At 31.5% G+C, this 19,597-nt stretch carries 19 protein-coding genes and 1 tRNA gene; 9 read left to right on the top strand and 11 right to left on the bottom strand.

All coding sequences use genetic code 11. The features are described from left to right. The first annotated feature begins 2 nt into the window (after positions 1-2). From HNV08_RS00100 to HNV08_RS00085, 4 genes are all read left to right on the top strand, one after another. Positions 3-665 carry a metal-dependent transcriptional regulator gene (locus HNV08_RS00100; protein WP_173279086.1) on the top strand — a complete coding sequence of 221 codons (663 nt, stop codon included), beginning with the start codon at positions 3-5 and terminating at the stop codon, positions 663-665. 104 nt (positions 666-769) lie between these two features. After that, a complete protein-coding gene (locus HNV08_RS00095) occupies positions 770-1,582 on the top strand; it encodes a DUF6503 family protein (protein WP_173279085.1) in 813 nt (270 codons plus the stop codon). Positions 1,583-1,690: 108 nt separating this feature from the next. Further along, positions 1,691-2,971, top strand: coding sequence for a sulfatase-like hydrolase/transferase (locus HNV08_RS00090; RefSeq protein WP_173279084.1), 1,281 nt, complete (start codon positions 1,691-1,693; stop codon positions 2,969-2,971). Positions 2,972-3,114: 143 nt separating this feature from the next. Next, entirely contained in the window at positions 3,115-3,918 is an 804-nt protein-coding gene (locus HNV08_RS00085; RefSeq protein ID WP_173279083.1) for a hypothetical protein, read from the top strand. Here the strand turns inward: HNV08_RS00085 and HNV08_RS00080 are convergent. The 4 genes from HNV08_RS00080 to HNV08_RS00065 all read right to left on the bottom strand — a co-directional run bounded on the left by HNV08_RS00080 (position 3,915) and on the right by HNV08_RS00065 (position 7,167). Continuing rightward, a complete protein-coding gene (locus tag HNV08_RS00080) occupies positions 3,915-4,052 on the bottom strand; it encodes a FeoB-associated Cys-rich membrane protein (protein ID WP_173279082.1) in 138 nt (45 codons plus the stop codon). The two genes, HNV08_RS00085 and HNV08_RS00080, sit on opposite strands and share 4 nt — an antisense overlap. A 2-nt stretch (positions 4,053-4,054) precedes the next feature. Beyond that, a complete protein-coding gene (gene feoB / locus HNV08_RS00075) occupies positions 4,055-6,169 on the bottom strand; it encodes a ferrous iron transport protein B (RefSeq protein WP_173279081.1) in 2,115 nt (704 codons plus the stop codon). Beyond that, positions 6,162-6,389: a FeoA family protein gene (locus HNV08_RS00070; RefSeq protein ID WP_173279080.1), complete on the bottom strand. Its 228-nt coding sequence runs from the start codon at positions 6,387-6,389 to the stop codon at positions 6,162-6,164. The genes feoB and HNV08_RS00070 overlap by 8 nt, the downstream gene beginning before the upstream one ends. Before the next feature lie 97 nt (positions 6,390-6,486). Beyond that, positions 6,487-7,167 (bottom strand): SCO family protein, encoded by a 681-nt coding sequence (locus HNV08_RS00065; RefSeq protein WP_173279079.1) that lies wholly within the window; start codon positions 7,165-7,167, stop codon positions 6,487-6,489. 85 nt (positions 7,168-7,252) lie between these two features. Between HNV08_RS00065 and HNV08_RS00060 the strand changes: the two genes are divergently transcribed. The 3 genes from HNV08_RS00060 to HNV08_RS00050 all read left to right on the top strand — a co-directional run bounded on the left by HNV08_RS00060 (position 7,253) and on the right by HNV08_RS00050 (position 10,791). Next, complete coding sequence (locus tag HNV08_RS00060; protein WP_173279078.1) at positions 7,253-9,187, top strand: M1 family aminopeptidase; 1,935 nt, start codon at positions 7,253-7,255, stop codon at positions 9,185-9,187. Positions 9,188-9,279: 92 nt separating this feature from the next. Further along, entirely contained in the window at positions 9,280-10,623 is a 1,344-nt protein-coding gene (rseP, locus tag HNV08_RS00055; protein ID WP_173279077.1) for an RIP metalloprotease RseP, read from the top strand. Between the two features lie 94 nt (positions 10,624-10,717). Next, positions 10,718-10,791: transfer RNA gene (locus HNV08_RS00050), tRNA-Asn, on the top strand. A gap of 115 nt (positions 10,792-10,906) precedes the next feature. On the opposite strand, the gene HNV08_RS00045 is transcribed toward HNV08_RS00050, so the two are convergent. Next, positions 10,907-11,860, bottom strand: a complete 954-nt coding sequence (locus HNV08_RS00045) for an NAD-dependent epimerase/dehydratase family protein (protein ID WP_173279076.1) — start codon at positions 11,858-11,860, stop codon at positions 10,907-10,909. A 176-nt stretch (positions 11,861-12,036) separates the two neighbouring features. Here HNV08_RS00045 and HNV08_RS00040 point away from each other — a divergent pair, with 176 nt between their 5' ends. Next, on the top strand, positions 12,037-12,564 hold the full coding sequence (locus HNV08_RS00040) for a hypothetical protein (protein ID WP_173279075.1): 528 nt from the start codon (positions 12,037-12,039) through the stop codon (positions 12,562-12,564). A 60-nt stretch (positions 12,565-12,624) separates the two neighbouring features. On the opposite strand, the gene HNV08_RS00035 is transcribed toward HNV08_RS00040, so the two are convergent. Together HNV08_RS00035 and HNV08_RS00030 are read right to left on the bottom strand one after the other, a co-directional pair. Continuing rightward, the gene (locus tag HNV08_RS00035) at positions 12,625-13,332 is read right to left on the bottom strand and encodes a hypothetical protein (RefSeq protein WP_173279074.1); all 708 of its coding nucleotides are present in this window, start codon (positions 13,330-13,332) and stop codon (positions 12,625-12,627) included. Positions 13,333-13,407: 75 nt separating this feature from the next. After that, complete coding sequence (locus tag HNV08_RS00030) at positions 13,408-14,217, bottom strand: Rossmann-fold NAD(P)-binding domain-containing protein (protein WP_173279073.1); 810 nt, start codon at positions 14,215-14,217, stop codon at positions 13,408-13,410. A gap of 258 nt (positions 14,218-14,475) precedes the next feature. Between HNV08_RS00030 and HNV08_RS00025 the strand changes: the two genes are divergently transcribed. Then, complete coding sequence (locus HNV08_RS00025) at positions 14,476-14,955, top strand: CBS domain-containing protein (protein WP_173279072.1); 480 nt, start codon at positions 14,476-14,478, stop codon at positions 14,953-14,955. Positions 14,956-14,958: 3 nt separating this feature from the next. On the opposite strand, the gene HNV08_RS00020 is transcribed toward HNV08_RS00025, so the two are convergent. The 4 genes from HNV08_RS00020 to HNV08_RS00005 all read right to left on the bottom strand — a co-directional run bounded on the left by HNV08_RS00020 (position 14,959) and on the right by HNV08_RS00005 (position 19,287). After that, positions 14,959-15,309: a hypothetical protein gene (locus HNV08_RS00020; protein WP_173279071.1), complete on the bottom strand. Its 351-nt coding sequence runs from the start codon at positions 15,307-15,309 to the stop codon at positions 14,959-14,961. Positions 15,310-15,532: 223 nt separating this feature from the next. Then, the gene (locus HNV08_RS00015) at positions 15,533-16,474 is read right to left on the bottom strand and encodes a hypothetical protein (RefSeq protein WP_173279070.1); all 942 of its coding nucleotides are present in this window, start codon (positions 16,472-16,474) and stop codon (positions 15,533-15,535) included. Positions 16,475-16,530: 56 nt separating this feature from the next. After that, on the bottom strand, positions 16,531-16,953 hold the full coding sequence (locus HNV08_RS00010) for a hypothetical protein (RefSeq protein WP_173279069.1): 423 nt from the start codon (positions 16,951-16,953) through the stop codon (positions 16,531-16,533). A gap of 330 nt (positions 16,954-17,283) precedes the next feature. Further along, positions 17,284-19,287, bottom strand: coding sequence for a hypothetical protein (locus HNV08_RS00005; RefSeq protein WP_173279068.1), 2,004 nt, complete (start codon positions 19,285-19,287; stop codon positions 17,284-17,286). Positions 19,288-19,597: the final 310 nt, after the last annotated feature.

Below are 19,597 nucleotides of genomic sequence, written 5' to 3'. Positions count from 1 at the left end.
TTATGATTACACTTACAGAAGAGAATTACATTAAAGCCATTTATCATTTAGGAAGCAATGGAAATGAGTCCGTGAACACAAATGCTATTGCAGAGGCCATGCAAACTAAGGCATCTTCAGTTACAGATATGGTAAAGAAGTTATCAGAGAAAAATTATGCAGATTATAAGAAATATCAAGGTGTAACATTAACAGAACGTGGTAGGCAAGTTGCGGTTAGTATTATTAGAAAACACCGGTTATGGGAAGTGTTTCTTGTAGAAAAGCTAAATTTTTCTTGGGATGAGGTGCATGAAGTCGCAGAGCATTTAGAACATATTAAATCCGAAAAACTGATTAATCAATTAGATGCATTTTTAGAATTCCCTAAGCATGATCCGCATGGTGATCCCATACCAGACAAAGAAGGAAAGTTTCAGCATATAGAAAAGATTATTTTGGCAAAAGCAGATGTTGGTTCCGTATATAAATGCGTGGGTGTAGATGATAGTTCGTCTAGTTTCTTAAAGTATTTAGATAGTAATAAAATTGCTTTGGGTACTGTGATAAGTGTATTACATAAAGAACCTTATGATAATTCTGTAAAAATCGCATTAGGAGATACGGCAATTGTGGTTTCACAAAATGTAGCTAAAAACCTTTATTTAAAAAAAGTAGAGTCTTAAATCCCTCATAAAACTTAAAATTCTCTTAAAATAGAGAATAGAACACCTTATTGTGATCAATAGGCTCTAGTTTTGGAGTTGAATCAATTTTAATAAAAAAATATATGTCATCTATCTTTAAGTTGGGTTTTGCGTGTCTCATGGTTTTAGCGTTAACCACAAGTTGTAAAAATGAAAACAAAGTAACACCAGAATTAGAAACGCCTACAGTTAAAACAGAAGCCAAGAAAGCGATATCGTCAATAGAAGCTATTGAGAAGGCTTATAAAAAAGATAAATTTTTGGCTCATAATGCCATTGAAGTAGATATGGTTATTAGTTTTGGAGGTCAAGTACGTTTAGATGCTAAAATGACCTATCTAACTAATTCTACTAAAGGGAAAATTGAATTAAAAGATGGCTCTTCAATATACTATGATGGTGCAAGAGTATTTCATTCGGCCGATTTAAAAAATGAAAAAGCAGCCCGTTTTGATGCTTATACTTGGATGTATTTTTTATTATTTCCAAATAAATTAGATGATCAAGGTACAATTTGGTCTGATGTAGAATCTGCAAAACTTAATAATAAAACGTACAATTCTCAACGACTAACATTTGAAGCAAACACAGGCGATGCGCCAGATGATTGGTATATTGTTTACAGTGACCCACAAACTCATTTAATGGACTATGTAGCCTATATCGTTACAGTGAATAAATCTACAGAAGCAGCAGAAGCAGATCCGCATGCCATAGGATATTCTAATTACAAAATGATTGATGGTATACCTGTAGCTCATAATTGGGAGTTTTATGAGTGGTCTAGTGCCAATGGTATAGGAAAAGTTATTGGTGATGCTACTATTAGAAGTGCTAAATTTGTAACCACAGCACCAACAACATTTGATATTCCTGAAGGGTTTGTTGAAAAATAAAATTATGGGTTGTACTTCGTGTTAGACAATATTCATAGAAATCAAGAAACAGCATTGAATGCTTTATGGTTTAATCGAAATGTTTTGTTGACAATTTTAAAGATATTAATGAATAAAAATACACTATACATTTTAATAGCAATCTTATGCTTAAGCTGTAAAACAAACCACCATAAAAAAACATCTAGCAAAGCACCAAACATATTGTTTATAATAGCAGATGATATGGGAAAAGAAGCGTTGGCAGGATATAATGAAGGCACCATAAAACCGCATACACCAAATATAGATGCTATTAGAGAAACAGGTTTAAGCTTTAACAATTTCTGGACATATCCAACCTGTTCACCAACTAGAGCTTCCATGATTACAGGTAAATATGGTTATCGAACAGATGTGCGTTGGGCCAATCAAAAATTGAGTGAAAGTGAAGTTTTATTGCAAAAATACATTAACCAAAACACGGATAGTGCTTACGCCACAGCTGTAGTTGGTAAATGGCATCTCTCGGGTTACGATACAACTATTAATCCTGAAACCTTTGGCATCGATTATTACGCAGGTATATTTAAAGGTTCTGTAAAAGATTATTACAACTGGCCTTTATCAGAAAACGGAAAACAAACAGTAGCAACAGAATATACTACCAAGAAATTTACAGATTTAGCGTTCAATTGGATTAACAAACAAGAAAAACCTTGGTTTATGTGGTTAGCTTATAATGCGCCACATACACCTTTTCATTTGCCTCCTTTAGAGATGCATAGCCAAGGTAATTTACCACCTTATACCAAAGAGGTAGATCCTACACCATATTTTATGGCTTCTATTGAGGCTATGGATTATCAAATAGGAGAACTTTTAAATGCATTATCAAAAGAAGACAGGGAAAATACCATTATCATTTTTATGGGTGATAACGGTATAGAACCTATAGTTACTCAAGATCCTTATAAAAAAAATCAAGTAAAAAGAAGTCTTTATCAAGGTGGTATAAATATGCCATTATTTGTGTCTGGTAAAGGGGTTGAAAGAAAAGGAAGCGATAATAATTTAATCACTACAACAGATATGTTTGCTACCATAGCCGAAATAGCAGGCGTAGACACTGATAGAATAAATGATAGTAAAAGCTTTAAGTCGCTTTTAACAGAAGAGAAGTCAATTAGAAAGTATCAATATTCTGAAATGAAGAATGAAAAAAATGATGCTTGGACTATTAGTAATGGCACCTTTAAATTATTAGTATTTGCAGATGGAAATGAAGAAATGTACAACCTAATTAATGATCCTTACGAAAAAAACAACATTTTAGATTCGTCACTAAATACAATTGAAAAAAAATCTAAAGAAGAGTTAGACATGGAATTGTTAAGGATTAGAAACTAAAAATTAGAAAACAAACTCGGCATTTTGTTTATAGCTAATTCTGGTTTGCTAATTCTGGTTTTTGTAGATTTTTCATTCGGTATTTATTAAATTGAGTGTTTAAGCAATACCGTTAATTTTTAAAAAAAATCAATGTAATTATTATGATGAAAGGACATTTACTTCAAATACTATTTTTGCTATTGTTTAGTATTTATTGTTCGGGACAAACATCAATTTATACTGAAATAAGCCGAATTGATTTACCAAAAGATTACCTCTTAGAGAACGGTATTGCCAAAGAAATAATTGTGACAAGGAAAGTTAATCCTGGTGGAGATTTCTCGTATATCGAAAAATCAAATTATACATTTCCAGAAGATTCAATAGTTAGGATAAAACGATATAAAGATTCAGAATTAGAATCAACAAGAGAATTTTCTTTAGATACTCTGAACAGAGTTGTTAAAAATACAGTAAGGCTTAAATACAAAACTTTAGGATGGACAACTTCAAAATACGAAACTGTATATGGAGAAAATACAAAGGATTTAAAAATGCTCAATTCAGATGGTACATTGAATTACACAATGCGAGTACTTTATAACGAAAATCACAATCCTACCGAAATTAAAACTCTAAATACTAATGGTCAGTTAATTGGGTTGTCTACTGCAGAATATAATTATAAGACCAATAGGTATACCTATACAGTTTATAAAGAAGATGGTACAGTAGCTCTTAATAAAACGGAATGGTTTAAAAAAGACTATGAAATAGAAAGAAATGAATATGGAGATTTGACCGCGTTTTATTGGCCAACATCAAGTACGGATATTAAATATGTAATAACGTATAAATATGATGAAAATGGAAATTGGACAAGAATCAAAAAAATACAAATTGACGGCCAGAAGAAAAAAACAACTGAAATTAAAAGCCGAAAAATTAAATATCTAAAAGACTAGCTACAGCCACAATTATCATTTCCGCAAGATTTTGATGACTTTTTCTTAGGTGTCCATACAAACTTTCGAATTAGAAAAAACACTGCAAATCCTAAGGCGATAACAACTAATATGTTCTGAATAAAATGGTTCATATTTACTTTAATACTTGAAACGCAATTAATGCTACAATGTAGGCAAAACCACTCATTATCACTAATTGATAAACTGGCCATTTCCAAGAGTTGGTTTCTCGTTTTACAATAGCTAACGTGCTCATACACTGCATAGCAAAAGCATAAAACAATAAAAGAGAAATACCAGAAGCTAAGGTAAAGACTTTGCTGCCATCACTATAAACTTCTTCAGACATTCGGTTTTTTATGGTAGACATAGCTTCATCTTCGTCTTCAAGATCATTAGCACTTCCTATACTATAAATGGTGGCTAAAGTACCCACAAATACTTCTCTTGCAGCAAAAGAGGTAACGAGACCAATACCTATTTTCCAATCATAACCTAATGGACGTATGGCAGGTTCAATAGCTTTTCCTACAATACCAATATAAGAATGTTCTAATTTTTGTTCTGCAATGAGATCGTTTTGTTGGTCTTCAGATAGATTAGGATGTTTTTGCTGTACAATAGCTTCTGCATTATTAAATGGTTCACCTGGACCATAAGAGGCTAAAAACCATAAAACAATAGATATCGCTAAGATAATTTTTCCGGCTTCAAAGACAAACGTTTTGGTTTTTTCTAAAACGGTTAGCAGTACATTTTTAAATAATGGAATTTTATAACTAGGCATTTCTATAACAAAATAAGATTTGCTTTTAATTTTAAGTATCTTATTTAATATGTACGCTGAAAATACAGCTGTTAAGAATCCAATGATATATAGGCTCATTAATGTAAGCGCTTGAAAACTTAACCCTAAAAATGTGCCTTCGGGAATCACCAATGAAATAATAATAACATATACAGGTAATCGTGCAGAACAGGTTGTAAATGGTGTAACAAGTATGGTAATTAAACGTTCTTTCCAGCTTTCTATATTTCTTGCTGCCATAATTGCCGGAATTGCACAGGCATTTCCAGAAATTAAAGGCACCACACTTTTTCCACTTAAGCCAAAGCGTTTCATAATATTATCCATTAAAAAGACGACACGACTCATGTAGCCACTTTCTTCTAACAGTGAAATAAATAAAAATAAGAACGCAATTGGTGGTATAAAAACCATAATGCCACCTATACCAGCAATGATTCCTTCTGCTAAAAGATTAGTAAATGCACCTTCTGGCAAGGTATGTTGTACCCAATTAGCTAAATTAGAAAATCCGGCATCAATTAAATCTGTTGGATAGGATGCCCAATCATAAACCGCTTGAAACATGATAAGCAGAATAAAGAAAAAGATAACATAGCCCCAAACTTTATGTGTTAGAATTCTATCTAATTTAATACGTAAATCCTTGGCAGATTTTAAGTCTATCGTTTGTCCTTTCTTTAAGGTTTCGTTTATAAATTGATAACGTTTTATGGTTTCTTTCTGTTGAAGACGTTTTAAATCTGCGTTAGATTTTGTTTTAAAATCTTCAACCTTATCAAAGGTAGCTCTGTCGGTTTTACCAAAATTAACATCTTGAGTGATTACCAACCATAATTTATAGACCAGTTGATTTGGAAACGCTTTTTTTAAACTATTAAAATAAGATGCATCTATAATTGAAGTATCCAAGCAAGCTTCCGTTGAAAGCTCTTTGTATTTGGTAATTAGTTCTTTTAATTGCTCTATGCCTTTGTTTTTTCTTGTGCTAATAAGAGCAATTTTGGTTTTTAATTGTTCTTCTAAATACAAAATATCTAAAGATATACCCTTGTATTCCATTCTATCAGACATGTTTATGACTAAAATTGTCGGAATTTGTAAATCTTTAATTTGTGTGTATAATAATAAGTTTCTTTTTAAATTTTCAACATCACTAACAACTACGGCAACATCTGGATAATCCTTGTCGTTTTTGTTAAGTAATAATTCTATCACTACATTTTCATCTAAAGAAGAAGCATTTAAGCTATACGTACCAGGTAAATCAATAATGTGAGCTTTTAGACCACGAGGTAATTTGCAGATACCTTCTTTTTTATCTACAGTGATTCCTGGATAATTACCTACTTTCTGATTTAAGCCTGTTAAGGCGTTAAAAACAGATGTTTTACCTGTATTAGGATTTCCTATTAATGCAACGTTGATCTGCTTACTCATTTGTAGCTTCAATTAAAATGTGAACAGCAGTTTCTTTTCTTATTGCTAAATGTGTTCCATTGATGTTGAGGTACATAGGATCTGCAAATGGCGCTACCTGTAAAAGTTCTACAGCGTTACCTGGCAAACAGCCCATTTCGAGTAATTTTAATGGAATATGATTTGAAGACACATCGGTTATTATACCTTGTTGGCCTCGTTTTAATTCTGCTAACGTCAATATTTCCTTATTTAGAATAATTTTAAAGAAGCAAAAATAAGCGAAAATTGTTAGTGTAAAAAGCGGTAGAATGAATATTTAATTGCTTTTTCCTTTTTTAAGAACCTCCAAAATATTTTAAGGTTTCAATGTCATCTAAAAGGCGCTCTATTTCTTCTGAATTTGTACCATCGTAAAACCCTCTAATTTGACGTTTTTTATCAATGAGCATAAAATTTTCGGTATGTATCATATCATAGGCATCACCATTGCCATCTGTTTTAACAGCGAGATAGCTTTTTCTAGCAAGCTTATAGATTTGTTTTTTGTCTCCAGTAACTAAATTCCATTTTCGGTCTATAACGCCTTTTTCTATGGCATATTTTTTTAACTGTGCAACACTATCTATTTTAGGAGTAACGGAATGTGATAGCAACATTACCTCGTCATCGTTAAGAATTGCTTTTTGTATTTGCGCCATGTTTTTTGTCATTATTGGGCAAATTGTTGGACAGGTTGTAAAAAAGAAATCGGCAACATAGATTTTATCCTTATAATCGTCTTGTGTAATGGTTTTACCATTCTGATTGGTTAAGCTAAAATCTGCAATCTTATGATATTTTGCAATATGTTGAATGGTACTATCTACCAATTCAACACTTACACCAGCAGGTTGATAAATATTTAAAGGCTGCTTTACATTAAGAATGTTGTATATAATAGTAATAATTATAATACAGAGGATTGAAAAAAAGATTCCAAAGTTTTTATAGCCTTTAAAAAATGAAAGAAATGACATTAAACCGATTTTAAAGAAAGTTGAATGGCAAAAATACGACCCAATCTCAATAAAAGCTTTATTTTTAACGTTAAAAATGTGTGTTATGAAACGATTTTTGGGATGTTTACTATTGATATCTGCTTTTCAAATCAGTGCTCAAGATTATCATGAAACTTTAAATGCAATTCGGTCTTCTGAAGCGAATTTAGCGTTAAGTCAAATGCTAAATAGTCAAAATGCTAATACAGGTAACTATGATGTAAAATATCATAGATTAGAGTTAAATGTAGATCCTTCGGTGTCTCAAATTAGTGGTGTTGTTACGACCTATTTTGAAGCTAAAGACGATTTAACTTCTGTCATATTTGATTTAGCCAACAATATGGTTGTATCTCAGGTTTTACAACGTGGAAATAGTTTAAGTTTTGTGCAAAATGCAGATGATGAGTTAGTCATTACTTTACCCACAACGCAAGCATTAGGTGTTTTAGATTCTCTATCGGTAAGTTATTCTGGTAATCCTATTAGTTCTGGTTTTGGATCGTTTGAGCAAACAACGCACAATGGAGATCCTATTATGTGGACCCTTTCAGAGCCTTATGGTGCAAAAGGTTGGTGGCCATGCAAACAAGATTTAATCGATAAAATAGATTCTGTAGATGTGTATGTAACCACGCCAGAGTTTAATGCTGATAACGAAAGTTATGTTGTAGCCTCAAATGGTGTAGAAATAAGTCAGGCCATTCAAAATTCTGAGAAAACGACAAGATTTAAGCATAAACACCTTATTCCAGCATATTTAATAGCCTTTGCGGTTACCAATTACGAAGTGTATTCACATCAAGTACCCAACAACGGAAATCCTTTTGATATTGTAAATTATGTTTACCCAGAAAGTTTGGTAAGTGCTCAGGCAAGCACAGAAATCACAGTAGATATCATGGAAATATTTACAGATTTGTTTGAAGAATATCCTTTTGCGGACGAAAAATATGGTCATGCGCAATTTGGTTGGGGAGGCGGCATGGAGCATACCACCATTTCCTTTATGGGAGGATTTAGTCGAGGTCTTATTGCACATGAATTAGCGCATCAATGGTTTGGTAACAAAATAACCTGTGGCAGTTGGAAAGATATTTGGTTAAACGAAGGATTTGCCACGTATTTGGCGGCATTAGTAATAGAAGATTTAGACGGTGAAGCTAATTTTAAAAATTGGAGACAACAAACCGTAAATAGTGTGACGTCTCAACCAGGAGGAGCGGTTTATCTTACGGATCAAGATACAACTCTAGTAGAGCGTATTTTTAATAGTAGATTGAGTTATAGTAAAGGTGCTATGGTTTTACATATGCTAAGACGACAGCTTGGAGATGTTGATTTTTATCAAGGTTTACAAGATTATTTAGCAACACCAGATTTGGCTTTTAATTATGCAAAAACCCAAGATTTTGTTGATGTGATGGAAGCTACGACAGGTGGAAATTTAGATGAATTTTTTGATGATTGGTTGTACAATCAAGGGTATCCAAGTTACAGTGTAAATTGGGAACAAAATGGAAACCAATTAGGCTTAACGGTTTCGCAATCCCAAAGTCACAGTTCTGTTTCATTTTTTGAAGCAGGTGTGCCAATTAGGTTAATAGGAACTTTAGGTGAATCCCTAGATGTCGTTTTAGACAATACCATAAACAATCAACAATTTATTGAAACAGTAAATTTTACGGTTCAAGAGGTGTTGGTTGATCCAGATGTTCATCTTATTTCAAAAAATAACACGGCAACGTTAAGCACAGCAGATTTTGAATTGCATACGGATATAACTGTGTACCCAAGTCCGGCTTCTTCTGTTGTTAATTTTATAAAACCAGAATCTTTAGATGTAAAAGGCATTAAAATATACAATAGCTTAGGGCAATTGTTACTTCAAAACGATTGGAAAGCACAAATGGATTTAGAAGCCTTAGCTCCTGGATTGCTATTTATTCAGTTTCAAACAGAAGATCATATAATTAACAAACGTATTATTAAAAATTAGTAGCGAAGCACATAAAATTTATGTCGCTTAAATAAATTAAACTTTTGATATAAATACCTTACTTTTGCGCATCGCATTTTGAAAAAAATTACATGGAATTTATAATAAAAATATCTCAATTTTTACTCAGTTTATCATTGCTTATTGTATTACATGAGTTAGGGCACTTTATACCTGCAAAACTTTTTAAAACTAAAGTTGAAAAATTTTACCTCTTTTTTGATGTAAAGTTTTCACTTTTTAAAAAGAAAATAGGTGATACCGTGTATGGTATTGGTTGGTTACCTCTTGGAGGCTACGTAAAGATTGCCGGAATGATTGACGAAAGTATGGATAAGGAACAAATGGCATTACCACCACAGCCGTGGGAATTCCGTTCTAAACCGGCTTGGCAACGCTTAATTATTATGTTAGGAGGTGTTACAGTAAATTTTATATTGGCATACATAATTTATGTCGTTATGTCTTTTGTTTATGGTGATGCAGATGTTAAAGTAGATAGTCTAAAAGATGGGTATTGGATTAATAATCCTGCTTTATTAGAGATTGGATTTAAAACAGGAGATAAGGTTTTAGCAATTAACGATACACCAATTATAAACGATTCTGATATAGGATATAATCTAATAAGCGCAGAAACGATTACAATTAATAGAGGAGGTGAGGAGAAAGTTATTACTTTACCAGAAGATTTTTTAGGACAATACTCTTCAAGTAAAAGTAAACTTAACTTTGAATATAGAATGCCTTTTATGGTAGATAAAGTGGCAGATACCTCATTAAATGTAAATAAAGGCTTAGTACAAGGTGATATTATTAAAAGTATAAATGGTAAGGCGTTAACGTATTTTGATCAAGTTGAAGAATTCACTAAAGATTTAAATAACCAAACGGTAACTGTAGAAATTCTAAAGGCAGATAATTCTATTATAAGCAAAGAATTAAAGCTAGATGAAGATGGTAAATTTGGCATAAGACCAGGTTATAACGCATCGCGATTTGAAGACTTAGGATATTTTGATGTATTTAGAAAAGAATACACCTTTGGAGAAAGTTTTGCGGCAGGTGGACGTAAGTTTACAAAAACCATCACTAATTATTTTGATCAATTAAAAGCTATTTTTAATCCAAGTACAGGTGCTTATAAAGGATTAGGTGGATTTAAGGCTATTTACGATCAGTTTTCTCCGGTATGGAGTTGGTCTTATTTTTGGGGTTTAACAGCCTTTTTATCTGTTATGCTAGCTATTTTAAATTTACTACCGATACCAGCATTAGATGGAGGACACGTTATGTTTTTATTATACGAAATGATTTCTGGAAAGAAACCAAGTGAAAAGTTTTTAGAGCGTGCACAGATGGTAGGTTTCTTTATTTTAATCGCATTAGTGTTGTTTGCAAACGGAAATGATATATTTAAGGCGATAACAGATTAAAATTTTTTTAAAAAACATTAAAAAAATATTATTTCATTTGGAAAGAATGAAAAAAATAATTTATATTTGCATCCGCTAACGCGAAAAATAACCTTCCTCTTTAGCTCAGTTGGTTAGAGCATCTGACTGTTAATCAGAGGGTCCTTAGTTCGAGCCTAAGAAGAGGAGCAAACAAAGCCATTACGAAAGTAGTGGCTTTTTTGTGTTTTATAATACTATGCAAAAAAATATCCTAGCGCAAATGCCTAGGATATTTAATGTGCTTTTAATGCTATTTTAAAAGTTAACCGTTGTACTTTTTTCTAAGTTGCGTTAGCATTTCGGCAGTCATGGTTTTAAGATCAAATTCGTGAGACCAGTTCCAATCGTTTCTAGCCACACTATCATCTATAGAGGCAGGCCAACTGTCTGCAATGGCTTGTCTAAAATCTGGTTTATAACTAATATTAAATTCTGGTATTTCAGCTTTAATACTATTTGCAATCTCTTCTGGCGTAAAACTAATAGCAGCAAGATTATAAGATGATCTAATGGATATATTTTTAGCAGGCGCAGCCATAATATCTGTTGTAGCTTTAATCGCATCATCCATAAACATCATTGGTAAGTTGGTGTTTTTAGATAAAAAACTGGTGTATTTCCCTTCTTTAATTGCTTGGTGATAGATTTCAACAGCATAATCAGTGGTTCCTCCTCCAGGCATAGCTTTATAGCTAATTATACCAGGATAGCGAATACTTCTAACATCTACACCATATTTGTTATAATAGTATTCGCACCAACGTTCACCAACTTGTTTTGTAATGCCATAGACGGTTGTAGGTTCACATATGGTATGTTGAGGTGTATTTAAACTTGGAGTAGTTGGACCGAAAACGGCAATACTACTTGGCCAAAATACTTTTTTTATTTGTCCGCCTTTGGCCAAATTAAGAACATGAAAAAGCGAGTTCATATTTAAGTCCCATGCTTCCATTGGGTATTTTTCGCCTGTAGCGCTTAATAAGGCAGCCATGAGATAAACCGTATCAATGTTGTTATTTATACAGCAGTCCTTAATGGCATTAAAATTTTTGGCGTCTAAAATTACAAATGGACCAGCATTAACCAAGTCTAATTTTCTTGTATTAATATCACTTGCAATGACGTTATTTACACCATGAATTTCTCTTAGTTTGGTAGTAAGTTCTGTACCAATTTGCCCGCAGGCACCAATGATTAATATTTTTGAAGACATTTGTGCTTAACTATTTTATTCGCAAAAATAGTAAGAATTTATATGCTGTAATATTATTTTTTTTAGCAAAAAGTCTGTTTTGTTAAGAAATTTATAATCTTTAAATATGGTATGTTAATACTAAATCTTAAATAACTTTGTTTATTTACCTTTACAATCTCAAATTACAATTGTTTATGAAAATTTCATATGTTGTTGTTATGCTAATTAGTTTTATGATTATAAGTTGTGGTGATGAAAAAAAGATTACAACAGAAGAGGTCATTATTGAAAACGACAATTTAAATAATAAAATTACGGCAAAAACAATAGAAAGTATTGACTATAAGGATTATGCTTTAAGTCCTGAGGCAGAACTAGAAGTTAGCTCTTGGGCTCCATATCAAGAATTATCAAAGCAAATAGAATTTTTAAAGAAAGGCGACTTTTCATTTTTTAATGATGAGATAGAGCCGTTGCAAAAGTTTATAGATGGTTTTAAAGCCAGTTTGCCCAATACGTTTAATACGAACCCGATCTTATCTCGAAACGTAATTATAGAAACGTCGCTGTTAAAACTCAATGAGTATTTAACGTTAGATAATATATCTCGAAAAGATAAGTTATTAGGAATTAAAGATGTTTTTGTTGCGTTTTCTAATCTTAATTACCAGCTTAATAAAAAGTTAGAACGTGATATGTATAATGATATTCAACCAGAATAGAATACAAAAGAAGCCGCTCATTGAGCGGCTTCTTTTGTATAAAAACGATAGAAAAATGGTTTAATTTTTCTTTTCGGTTGCTGCACGTTTTGCTTTTTGAGCTTCCAATGCTTCTCTGCTAATTTTTGCCATATTAAAATTTGGATCTATAGCTAATGCTTCATTAAATAGCTGTAGTGCAGCATCAGTGTTAGCTACATTATTTTCATTAAACTTTAATAATCCATTTAAATATAACAAAGCGGCTTTCATTGAAGTTTCATAAGGTTGTTGTCTTTCGTAAAAGGCACGCTTGTCTTCGTCTTTAACGTTTGCTAAAGCATAATCAATATTTAATTTTGCTCCAACCAAGTCTTTCACTTGTATTTTCATATCAGCCATTTCATAAGCCAAATACACATTAGGATTACGTATAAATAAAACTTCAAAATGCTCTAATGCCATTTTTGGCTGGTTAAGATTTTTTAGCGCTAAGGCTTTTACTTCGACATTAATATCAGAGTCGGATTCATTTTTTTCTACACCAATAGTGTTTAATGCTTGCAAATATTTTCCTTCTGAAAGGTAAATGTAAGCAATAGTATCTCTACGAGCTACCGATGGTTCTATCACTTCTAAATGCGTCATAGCGTTTATTATGCCTTGAACATCGCCTTGTTTTTTCATTTGTTTATAATAGGCTTCGTAGTGCGCTTTTAATTCTGTATTTGATTGCGCAATTAAGCTTACAGAAAATAGCATAAGAAATGCAATAATAATTGTCTTCATTTGTATTAAATTAGTTTTATAATGGGCTAAATCTATAAAAAATTATAAGAAAAGAGCTTATAAATCTATGATTTTCTATGGTTCTATCTTAAACGTATAATTCAAAAGTTGTACCATTTTAGAACTATCAATAATTTTTCCTTTACTTTTTTCAGTCGTATTGTATAGAGGTAAAGGCAAATTATGTTGTTTGCAGTATTCTGAATAATACACTGCTTTGCTAATATGTTTAGGATATGCTGCCAATAAGGTTGTGTTCCAAAGTTTGTGTTCTATAATTTTATGGATTATATCTACGCAATCTGTTTTATGGATTAAATTAATAGGTGCGTCTGGATGAGCAACATTGGTTTTGCCAGATAACATTTTAGAAGGATGTCTTTGGTTGTCAATTAAGCCACCAAATCGTAAAATGGTAGTATTGAACTTTGAATTTTCTAATAACATGTTTTCTATTTCAATAAGTTGACGTCCACTGCTCGTAGTTGCATTGGGTTTGGTATCTGCAGAGATGGTCGGACAACCTATTTCATTTTGAAACACTGAGGTAGAGCTTATGTATAACACATTTTTAATGGTGCTGTGTTCAATAGCAAGCATTAAGTGTTTTATTTCTGCAACATGATTCTTATTTGGCTGTTTACGTAATCCTGGTGGTATATTAATGATTATGGTTTCACTTGATGTTAAGAACGCTTCAAAATTGCCTGAAATTCCGTTTTCATTTAATGTGATTAAATAAGGACTAATCTTAAAGTCACTCAAGGTATTTAATTTTGATGCTGAGGTTGTAGAGCCGTGAACTAAATAGCCTTCGCTAATTAATTTTTTTGCTAATGGTAAACCTAACCATCCACAGCCAATGACGCTTATTTGTGTTTTCAAGATAAATTATAGTAGATAAAATAATGATTATAGAATTTTAAATGATTATTGGATTGTGATTGCCTTTTTATAACACAAAATATGCTGTATATCAAAACATTATGATTTGATAGTGTAATGGATAACGCGCTATTTTTATAAAACACTAATCCCAATAATATTAGGAATAAAGGTACAAAATATAATACCTAAAGTGTTTGAATTTGGTTAACCAATTAATTTTCAGTAACTTTAGTATTCACTCTAAAATTAAAAGTTATGCCAGTAAAAAGTTTTCAAGGTTCTCGTAAGCAACAAAATTCATCAGAGACAGTAGCGTTAAAAGTGAGAGACTATATGACTACTAATCTCATAACGTTTAGACCAGAACAGTCTGTACAAGAGGTTGTTGAGGCACTAATAAAAAACAAAATTTCTGGAGGACCAGTAGTTAATAGTAACCAAGAATTGGTTGGAATAATATCTGAAGGTGATTGTCTAAAACAATTAAGTGAGAGTCGGTATTATAATATGCCATTAGATCATGACAATGTTGAAAAACGCATGGCTACAAATGTTGAAACTATAGACGCTAATCTCGATGTCTTTGATGCAGCAAATAAGTTCTTACAGTCTAAGAGACGACGTTTTCCTATTGTTGAAAATGGTAAGTTAATTGGTCAAATTAGCCAAAAAGATATATTAAAAGCGGCATTACAGTTAAAAGGTGAAAACTGGAACAGTGCCACTAAAGGGTAACGCTTAGTCGTCGCGCTTTACTAAGGCATAATACTCACCTTCTAATGGTAAGTAGCCTTGGTCGTAAACAAAATAGTAAACGGTACCTGATTTTGTAGTGTAAATGCTTGTGAAGTAATTGAAATCGAAACCTTTTTCAATCAGTTTTGCTCTAGAGCATTTCATCTTTTTATTTGGGTTGAGTGCTTCTAGAATTCTATAATTTTTTCTTAGACGGTTATTGGTATTTCTTACAAGGTTTTTAGAATCTTTATTTAGACGATTGTTTTGCGCATTTCTACAACCATCACTGCAGTATTTTTTATCAATTCTACCAATAATTACATCTCCACATTCGGGACATTTTTTGCGCATAATCTTAGTTTTGTTACTACAAGATACTAATTATTATAATTATAAAACATTAGGAATCCGTTTTTTATAGCACTAACTAATGGATTGTTGTAGTTGAATTGCGTTAATTGAGGTGTAGGTAAGTGACCTTATCTCGCAAGTAAAAACCGAATAGAGTATTCCTAAGAATTTTGGTATGTAGCCTTGTCTAATCATGGTTTATCTATGGTTACTGGTTGTGATTTTATACTTTTTTTAGTAATTCTTCATTAAAAATATAAATCCCAAAGTAAGGGTTTTTGGCATCCTTCCGTTTTAATAAAATTACAAAGGGCTTATTAAAAAGCATCATCTTAGGATGTTGTGTTGTTAATTCTTCGGTGGCATCAGCTGCCACTTCAACGACACTTTCAACTTCTGCGCCATTTTCGTTTAGAATAAAAGCATTACGTTGGTATGCTTCTAACATGGTATAAGTGGTGTCATTTGATTTAAAAGTGCTATCAATAATGTGATCAAACGATTTTTCAAGATTGAATTCTAATATTGGTATTTCTACCTTGTCATTAGTATTGAAGTGTATTCTTTTATTTTTTTGTAGTTCTTTCCGTTGATAATAGTTCTGAATATGATTTTTAAAGCTCTTTTCTCTTCTTTTATCCATTATTAAAATAATTTCGTGTTCCTTGTCTTTAGGGAAAAGCGATATGGAGAACTCATTTTCATTGGTATAGTAATTTATTTTTGCAAATTCACAATTTCCCCAAAACCCAAAAGATTCAACTTTAGAATTTCCAAAGGTTAGAGGCTTGCTAAATTTTGTTAGTGGTTGATCAAAGGGTAATGATTTTCGGAAAATAGCTTTTGCATTTACTTCAGTTCCATCAACTTCTGCTGAGATGTCATATGCATTCTCTTTTAAAACATCTAAGTAACTTTTTGTACTATTAATTTCTTTGAGTTGCTTGCTTGAAAAATGCGTTAATGTTGTGCCTATTTCAGTTCTAATTTCGTTCCAGGTTAATGGTATTGTTGCGGCGTAAATGTTATTATTCTCTATTTGAAATGAACTCTCTAATGTAGGAACGAAGTCCGTGTTTTTTAATGCTGTCACATTCTTTACATCAGGAAAAATATTTTCATTTTCGAGTTTATTTTTACAACTTGAAATGAAAAAAGTTAACATTAAAATGCATATGAGTTGGTTCTTTATCAAATTACTAATAGTGTTATTATTTTCGGTTAAAATGGCCATCCATTTATTATTTTATAATTCGCTTTCGGGTCAAATTCAATTCCGATTTCTTTTTTTGGATTCCACTGTTGGTTTATAAATTCTGCTGGATTTTCAGCAATGTCTGCCCAATTAATATTTGGGAAAACATAAAGTTTCCAATGGTCAGAATCCCAAGTTCCGTAAAGTTTTTCATTTGGCAAGTAGAGTAGGATATATTCAGGGTCATAATGTTTACACTCGTCAGTCAGATTAATTGCAGGAATTTCATAATAAGATTTTCCACTAACATTTCCCTCAATCCATACTTTTCCGAGTTCTAATTTGTCAAAGTCAATAATTCCGACAAAGTCAGGTTCCACAGTTTTGTGGTCGTAAATCAATTCCGATTTTGATTTTAAAAATCTCGTCAAGTCTTTGGGTAAATTCATATTCTGTCCAAATATATTGGTAAGGTAATTAAATAAGCTGAAATTATGATTCCTTTGCGCATTTTCAACATTATTGCCAGCGGTCGCGGCTATGAGTAGTTGTGTGGGTTAGTTCTTAATTTTGCAAGTACACACCAAACTTAAATTCCATAAGGATTTTCATGAGTAGGCGAGAATAAGCAATTACTTATAGCCATTGTTTTAGCCAGTTTACCTTTAAATTGCTCTTAATGCCTACGTTTTTTAAATTTCAATTTTGACTATTATAGTAAAACTATAAATTTATTTCTCCATATCTTATTTTTTAAATTCTCTACTTTTTATTTCTAATTAATCAAATAATAACTTAGTTTCATTACCATTTTTAATGCCTATAAATTCACCATGATTATATTTTAATTTCTCAAAAGGACCTTTTATATCGCCTTTATAATTGGCTAAATATTGAATGTCATACCTTTCTGAAATAAGAAAGTGTTTTGCTTGGTCATAATGCCTAATGTCGTGTTTTTTAAACGGAATTACATACTGTTTTGTACTAATATCTAAAATGCCTTCTTCATCATTAAAACCATAAACGTGCATAAAATTGGTATAATTAATTTTGCCGATGCCGTGGTATTGTGGCTCAATAATTTGTTTTCCGTCTTCGCTTACCCAACCTCTTTTTTTGTTGATTTCTTTTATGTAATTAAATTGTATGCTATCTCCTGGTTTAGACTTAACTCTTTGCCTTTTAAAAGTTTCTACATAAAAACCTTTGCTTTCTTGAGAGTAGTTGATATCATCATATATAAAAGGAAGTACATAATTTCCTGTTATAGAAAGTACAGCTTCTTTTTTTTCTTTGTTGCTTACAATAAATAAGTTGTCTTTTGTATTATGAACCTTCCAAACGCTTTTAAAATAATTAAAATAGGGTGTTAAATTTTCAGAAATTGAATACGCATTTAACCTTACGTTTTTTGCATTTTTATAGAAATAAACAGCCGATTGTAAAGGTTTATTTACTGAGAAAAACGCTTTAATTTGGCTTAAACGAAACACAACGGTATAAGTATTATATGATTTTAAAACAAATACGTTGTAGTGGCCTTTTTTATTCCTAAAAACGAAACTATTTTCGTCTTGATGTATTATAGTATAGGCCTTATGGCTTGCTTTAATAGACTTTATAATAGTAGCAATAGACTCTTTTTTTAATTCTAAATAAGCGTTTTGAAGTGTGAGTTGTTCTGCGTATAATTTTTCATCAACAAACGTTGCATTTATATAACGATAGGGCTCAAATTGTTTTTTTAGTGCTAAATCTGTCGTTTTTTCAAAAACACTATCTACCTTGGTTAAAGGTTGCTCTGTAAACATTTTTTTTATGGATAACGACTTTACATCTTCTGCTTTTTCAATGGAAGAAAAAAGTTGAAATTGCTTTTTTGAGTACTCAAACGTCGTAGAAATACCCTTTGCTACAGCATAACTGTTTTTGTTTAGCTTTTTAACTGTAAAGAAAATATACTGACCCCAATTATTTTTTAAAAGCAAGGTTTCTTCGGTTTTAAAAACGATTGTTAGAGGCTTTAAGTTCAATTTTTTTATAAAACTATGTAATGTAAACGGTTTTTCAGATTTTATAATGGCAAGGTTTAATCCATCAAAAGAGTTTGTGTTTGTTTCATGTTTGTAAATACCATAAAAAACAATGCTATTTTTTTCTATCAGGCTGTCTTTTTCTAAATAGACCAATTGGTAATTGAAATTTTGGTCTATATACGTGTTTTGATAAACGTTTAATGGTTTTGATAAGCCAAAGTCTGTTTCAGGAATAGGATGCAAATAGCCTAAAGGCGTATTTATAGGCTTAAGAAATTGTTTTTTTAATGCGGTATGTTTTAATTGTCTTTGTTGATGCTTTTGTTCTATATCTGCATTTATTTTTACAATTATTGGGTCGTTTTTTTCAACTCGTTTTAATTCTGCATAGATGTTTATAGGTTTAAAAATGGTATCTTGTATGTGTATAGCAAAATGATTTTTGTCTTTCCAAATAAGTGCTGCTTTTAAGGCATCAGAATCATTTTTTAATGTTTTGTTTTCAATGTCTAAGTACCCTGTTTTTGTTTTAGGAAATTCATAGCTTGTTAATGTTTTTTCATCCATATTTAAGTATGAGTATGAATGGTTTACATCACTAATCATATCTGTATTTTCAAGATTATGATTTATAGAGTCTATAACATAATAGCCAGAAAGAGGAAGATTTTTGGATTGTGCATAACTTTGAAATGTTAACAAAGTAAATAATGATATTGTCTTTATGAGTAATTTTTTATACATACTAAGTAATAAAATATTTTAAAAATCTAAATGGTCCGCTTTTTATTATAAGCCCACAAATTGGCTATAACGTTTTGTGTATGAATAGTAAGGGAGTGAAAATACAATAATTTCAAATTTGGAGGACTTTATAAATAAGTATTAACTTTCGGTTTAGCACTAAAACCCTTATTATTTATACATGTCTTAAGTTTACAATTCATTAAATTAGACAATAAACAAGAAAAGACAAAAGAGAGGATTAAGGTTATAATACACGTAGAAGCTTAAGACTTCGTCAACATTGAAAATCCCCTCTCTTTTCCTTCGC

The sequence above is a fragment of the Winogradskyella eckloniae genome (genome assembly GCF_013249045.1).
Taxonomy (GTDB): Bacteria; Bacteroidota; Bacteroidia; order Flavobacteriales; family Flavobacteriaceae; genus Winogradskyella; species Winogradskyella eckloniae.
Note: the sequence above shows the minus strand (reverse complement) of the source record. Positions and strands in the feature narration are given on the sequence as shown.

Bases quoted from the DNA above. Each gene is read 5' to 3' on its own strand.
- HNV08_RS00100 (WP_173279086.1), top strand. From the start codon at position 3: ATGATTACACTTACAGAAGAGAATTACATTAAAGCCATTTATCATTTA.
- HNV08_RS00095 (WP_173279085.1), top strand. From the start codon at position 770: ATGTCATCTATCTTTAAGTTGGGTTTTGCGTGTCTCATGGTTTTAGCG.
- HNV08_RS00090 (WP_173279084.1), top strand. From the start codon at position 1,691: ATGAATAAAAATACACTATACATTTTAATAGCAATCTTATGCTTAAGC.
- HNV08_RS00085 (WP_173279083.1), top strand. From the start codon at position 3,115: ATGATGAAAGGACATTTACTTCAAATACTATTTTTGCTATTGTTTAGT.
- HNV08_RS00080 (WP_173279082.1), bottom strand. From the start codon at position 4,052: ATGAACCATTTTATTCAGAACATATTAGTTGTTATCGCCTTAGGATTT.
- feoB (WP_173279081.1), bottom strand. From the start codon at position 6,169: ATGAGTAAGCAGATCAACGTTGCATTAATAGGAAATCCTAATACAGGT.
- HNV08_RS00065 (WP_173279079.1), bottom strand. From the start codon at position 7,167: ATGTCATTTCTTTCATTTTTTAAAGGCTATAAAAACTTTGGAATCTTT.
- HNV08_RS00060 (WP_173279078.1), top strand. From the start codon at position 7,253: ATGAAACGATTTTTGGGATGTTTACTATTGATATCTGCTTTTCAAATC.
- rseP (WP_173279077.1), top strand. From the start codon at position 9,280: ATGGAATTTATAATAAAAATATCTCAATTTTTACTCAGTTTATCATTG.
- HNV08_RS00045 (WP_173279076.1), bottom strand. From the start codon at position 11,860: ATGTCTTCAAAAATATTAATCATTGGTGCCTGCGGGCAAATTGGTACA.
- HNV08_RS00040 (WP_173279075.1), top strand. From the start codon at position 12,037: ATGAAAATTTCATATGTTGTTGTTATGCTAATTAGTTTTATGATTATA.
- HNV08_RS00035 (WP_173279074.1), bottom strand. From the start codon at position 13,332: ATGAAGACAATTATTATTGCATTTCTTATGCTATTTTCTGTAAGCTTA.
- HNV08_RS00025 (WP_173279072.1), top strand. From the start codon at position 14,476: ATGCCAGTAAAAAGTTTTCAAGGTTCTCGTAAGCAACAAAATTCATCA.
- HNV08_RS00020 (WP_173279071.1), bottom strand. From the start codon at position 15,309: ATGCGCAAAAAATGTCCCGAATGTGGAGATGTAATTATTGGTAGAATT.
- HNV08_RS00015 (WP_173279070.1), bottom strand. From the start codon at position 16,474: ATGTTAACTTTTTTCATTTCAAGTTGTAAAAATAAACTCGAAAATGAA.
- HNV08_RS00010 (WP_173279069.1), bottom strand. From the start codon at position 16,953: ATGAATTTACCCAAAGACTTGACGAGATTTTTAAAATCAAAATCGGAA.
- HNV08_RS00005 (WP_173279068.1), bottom strand. From the start codon at position 19,287: ATGTATAAAAAATTACTCATAAAGACAATATCATTATTTACTTTGTTA.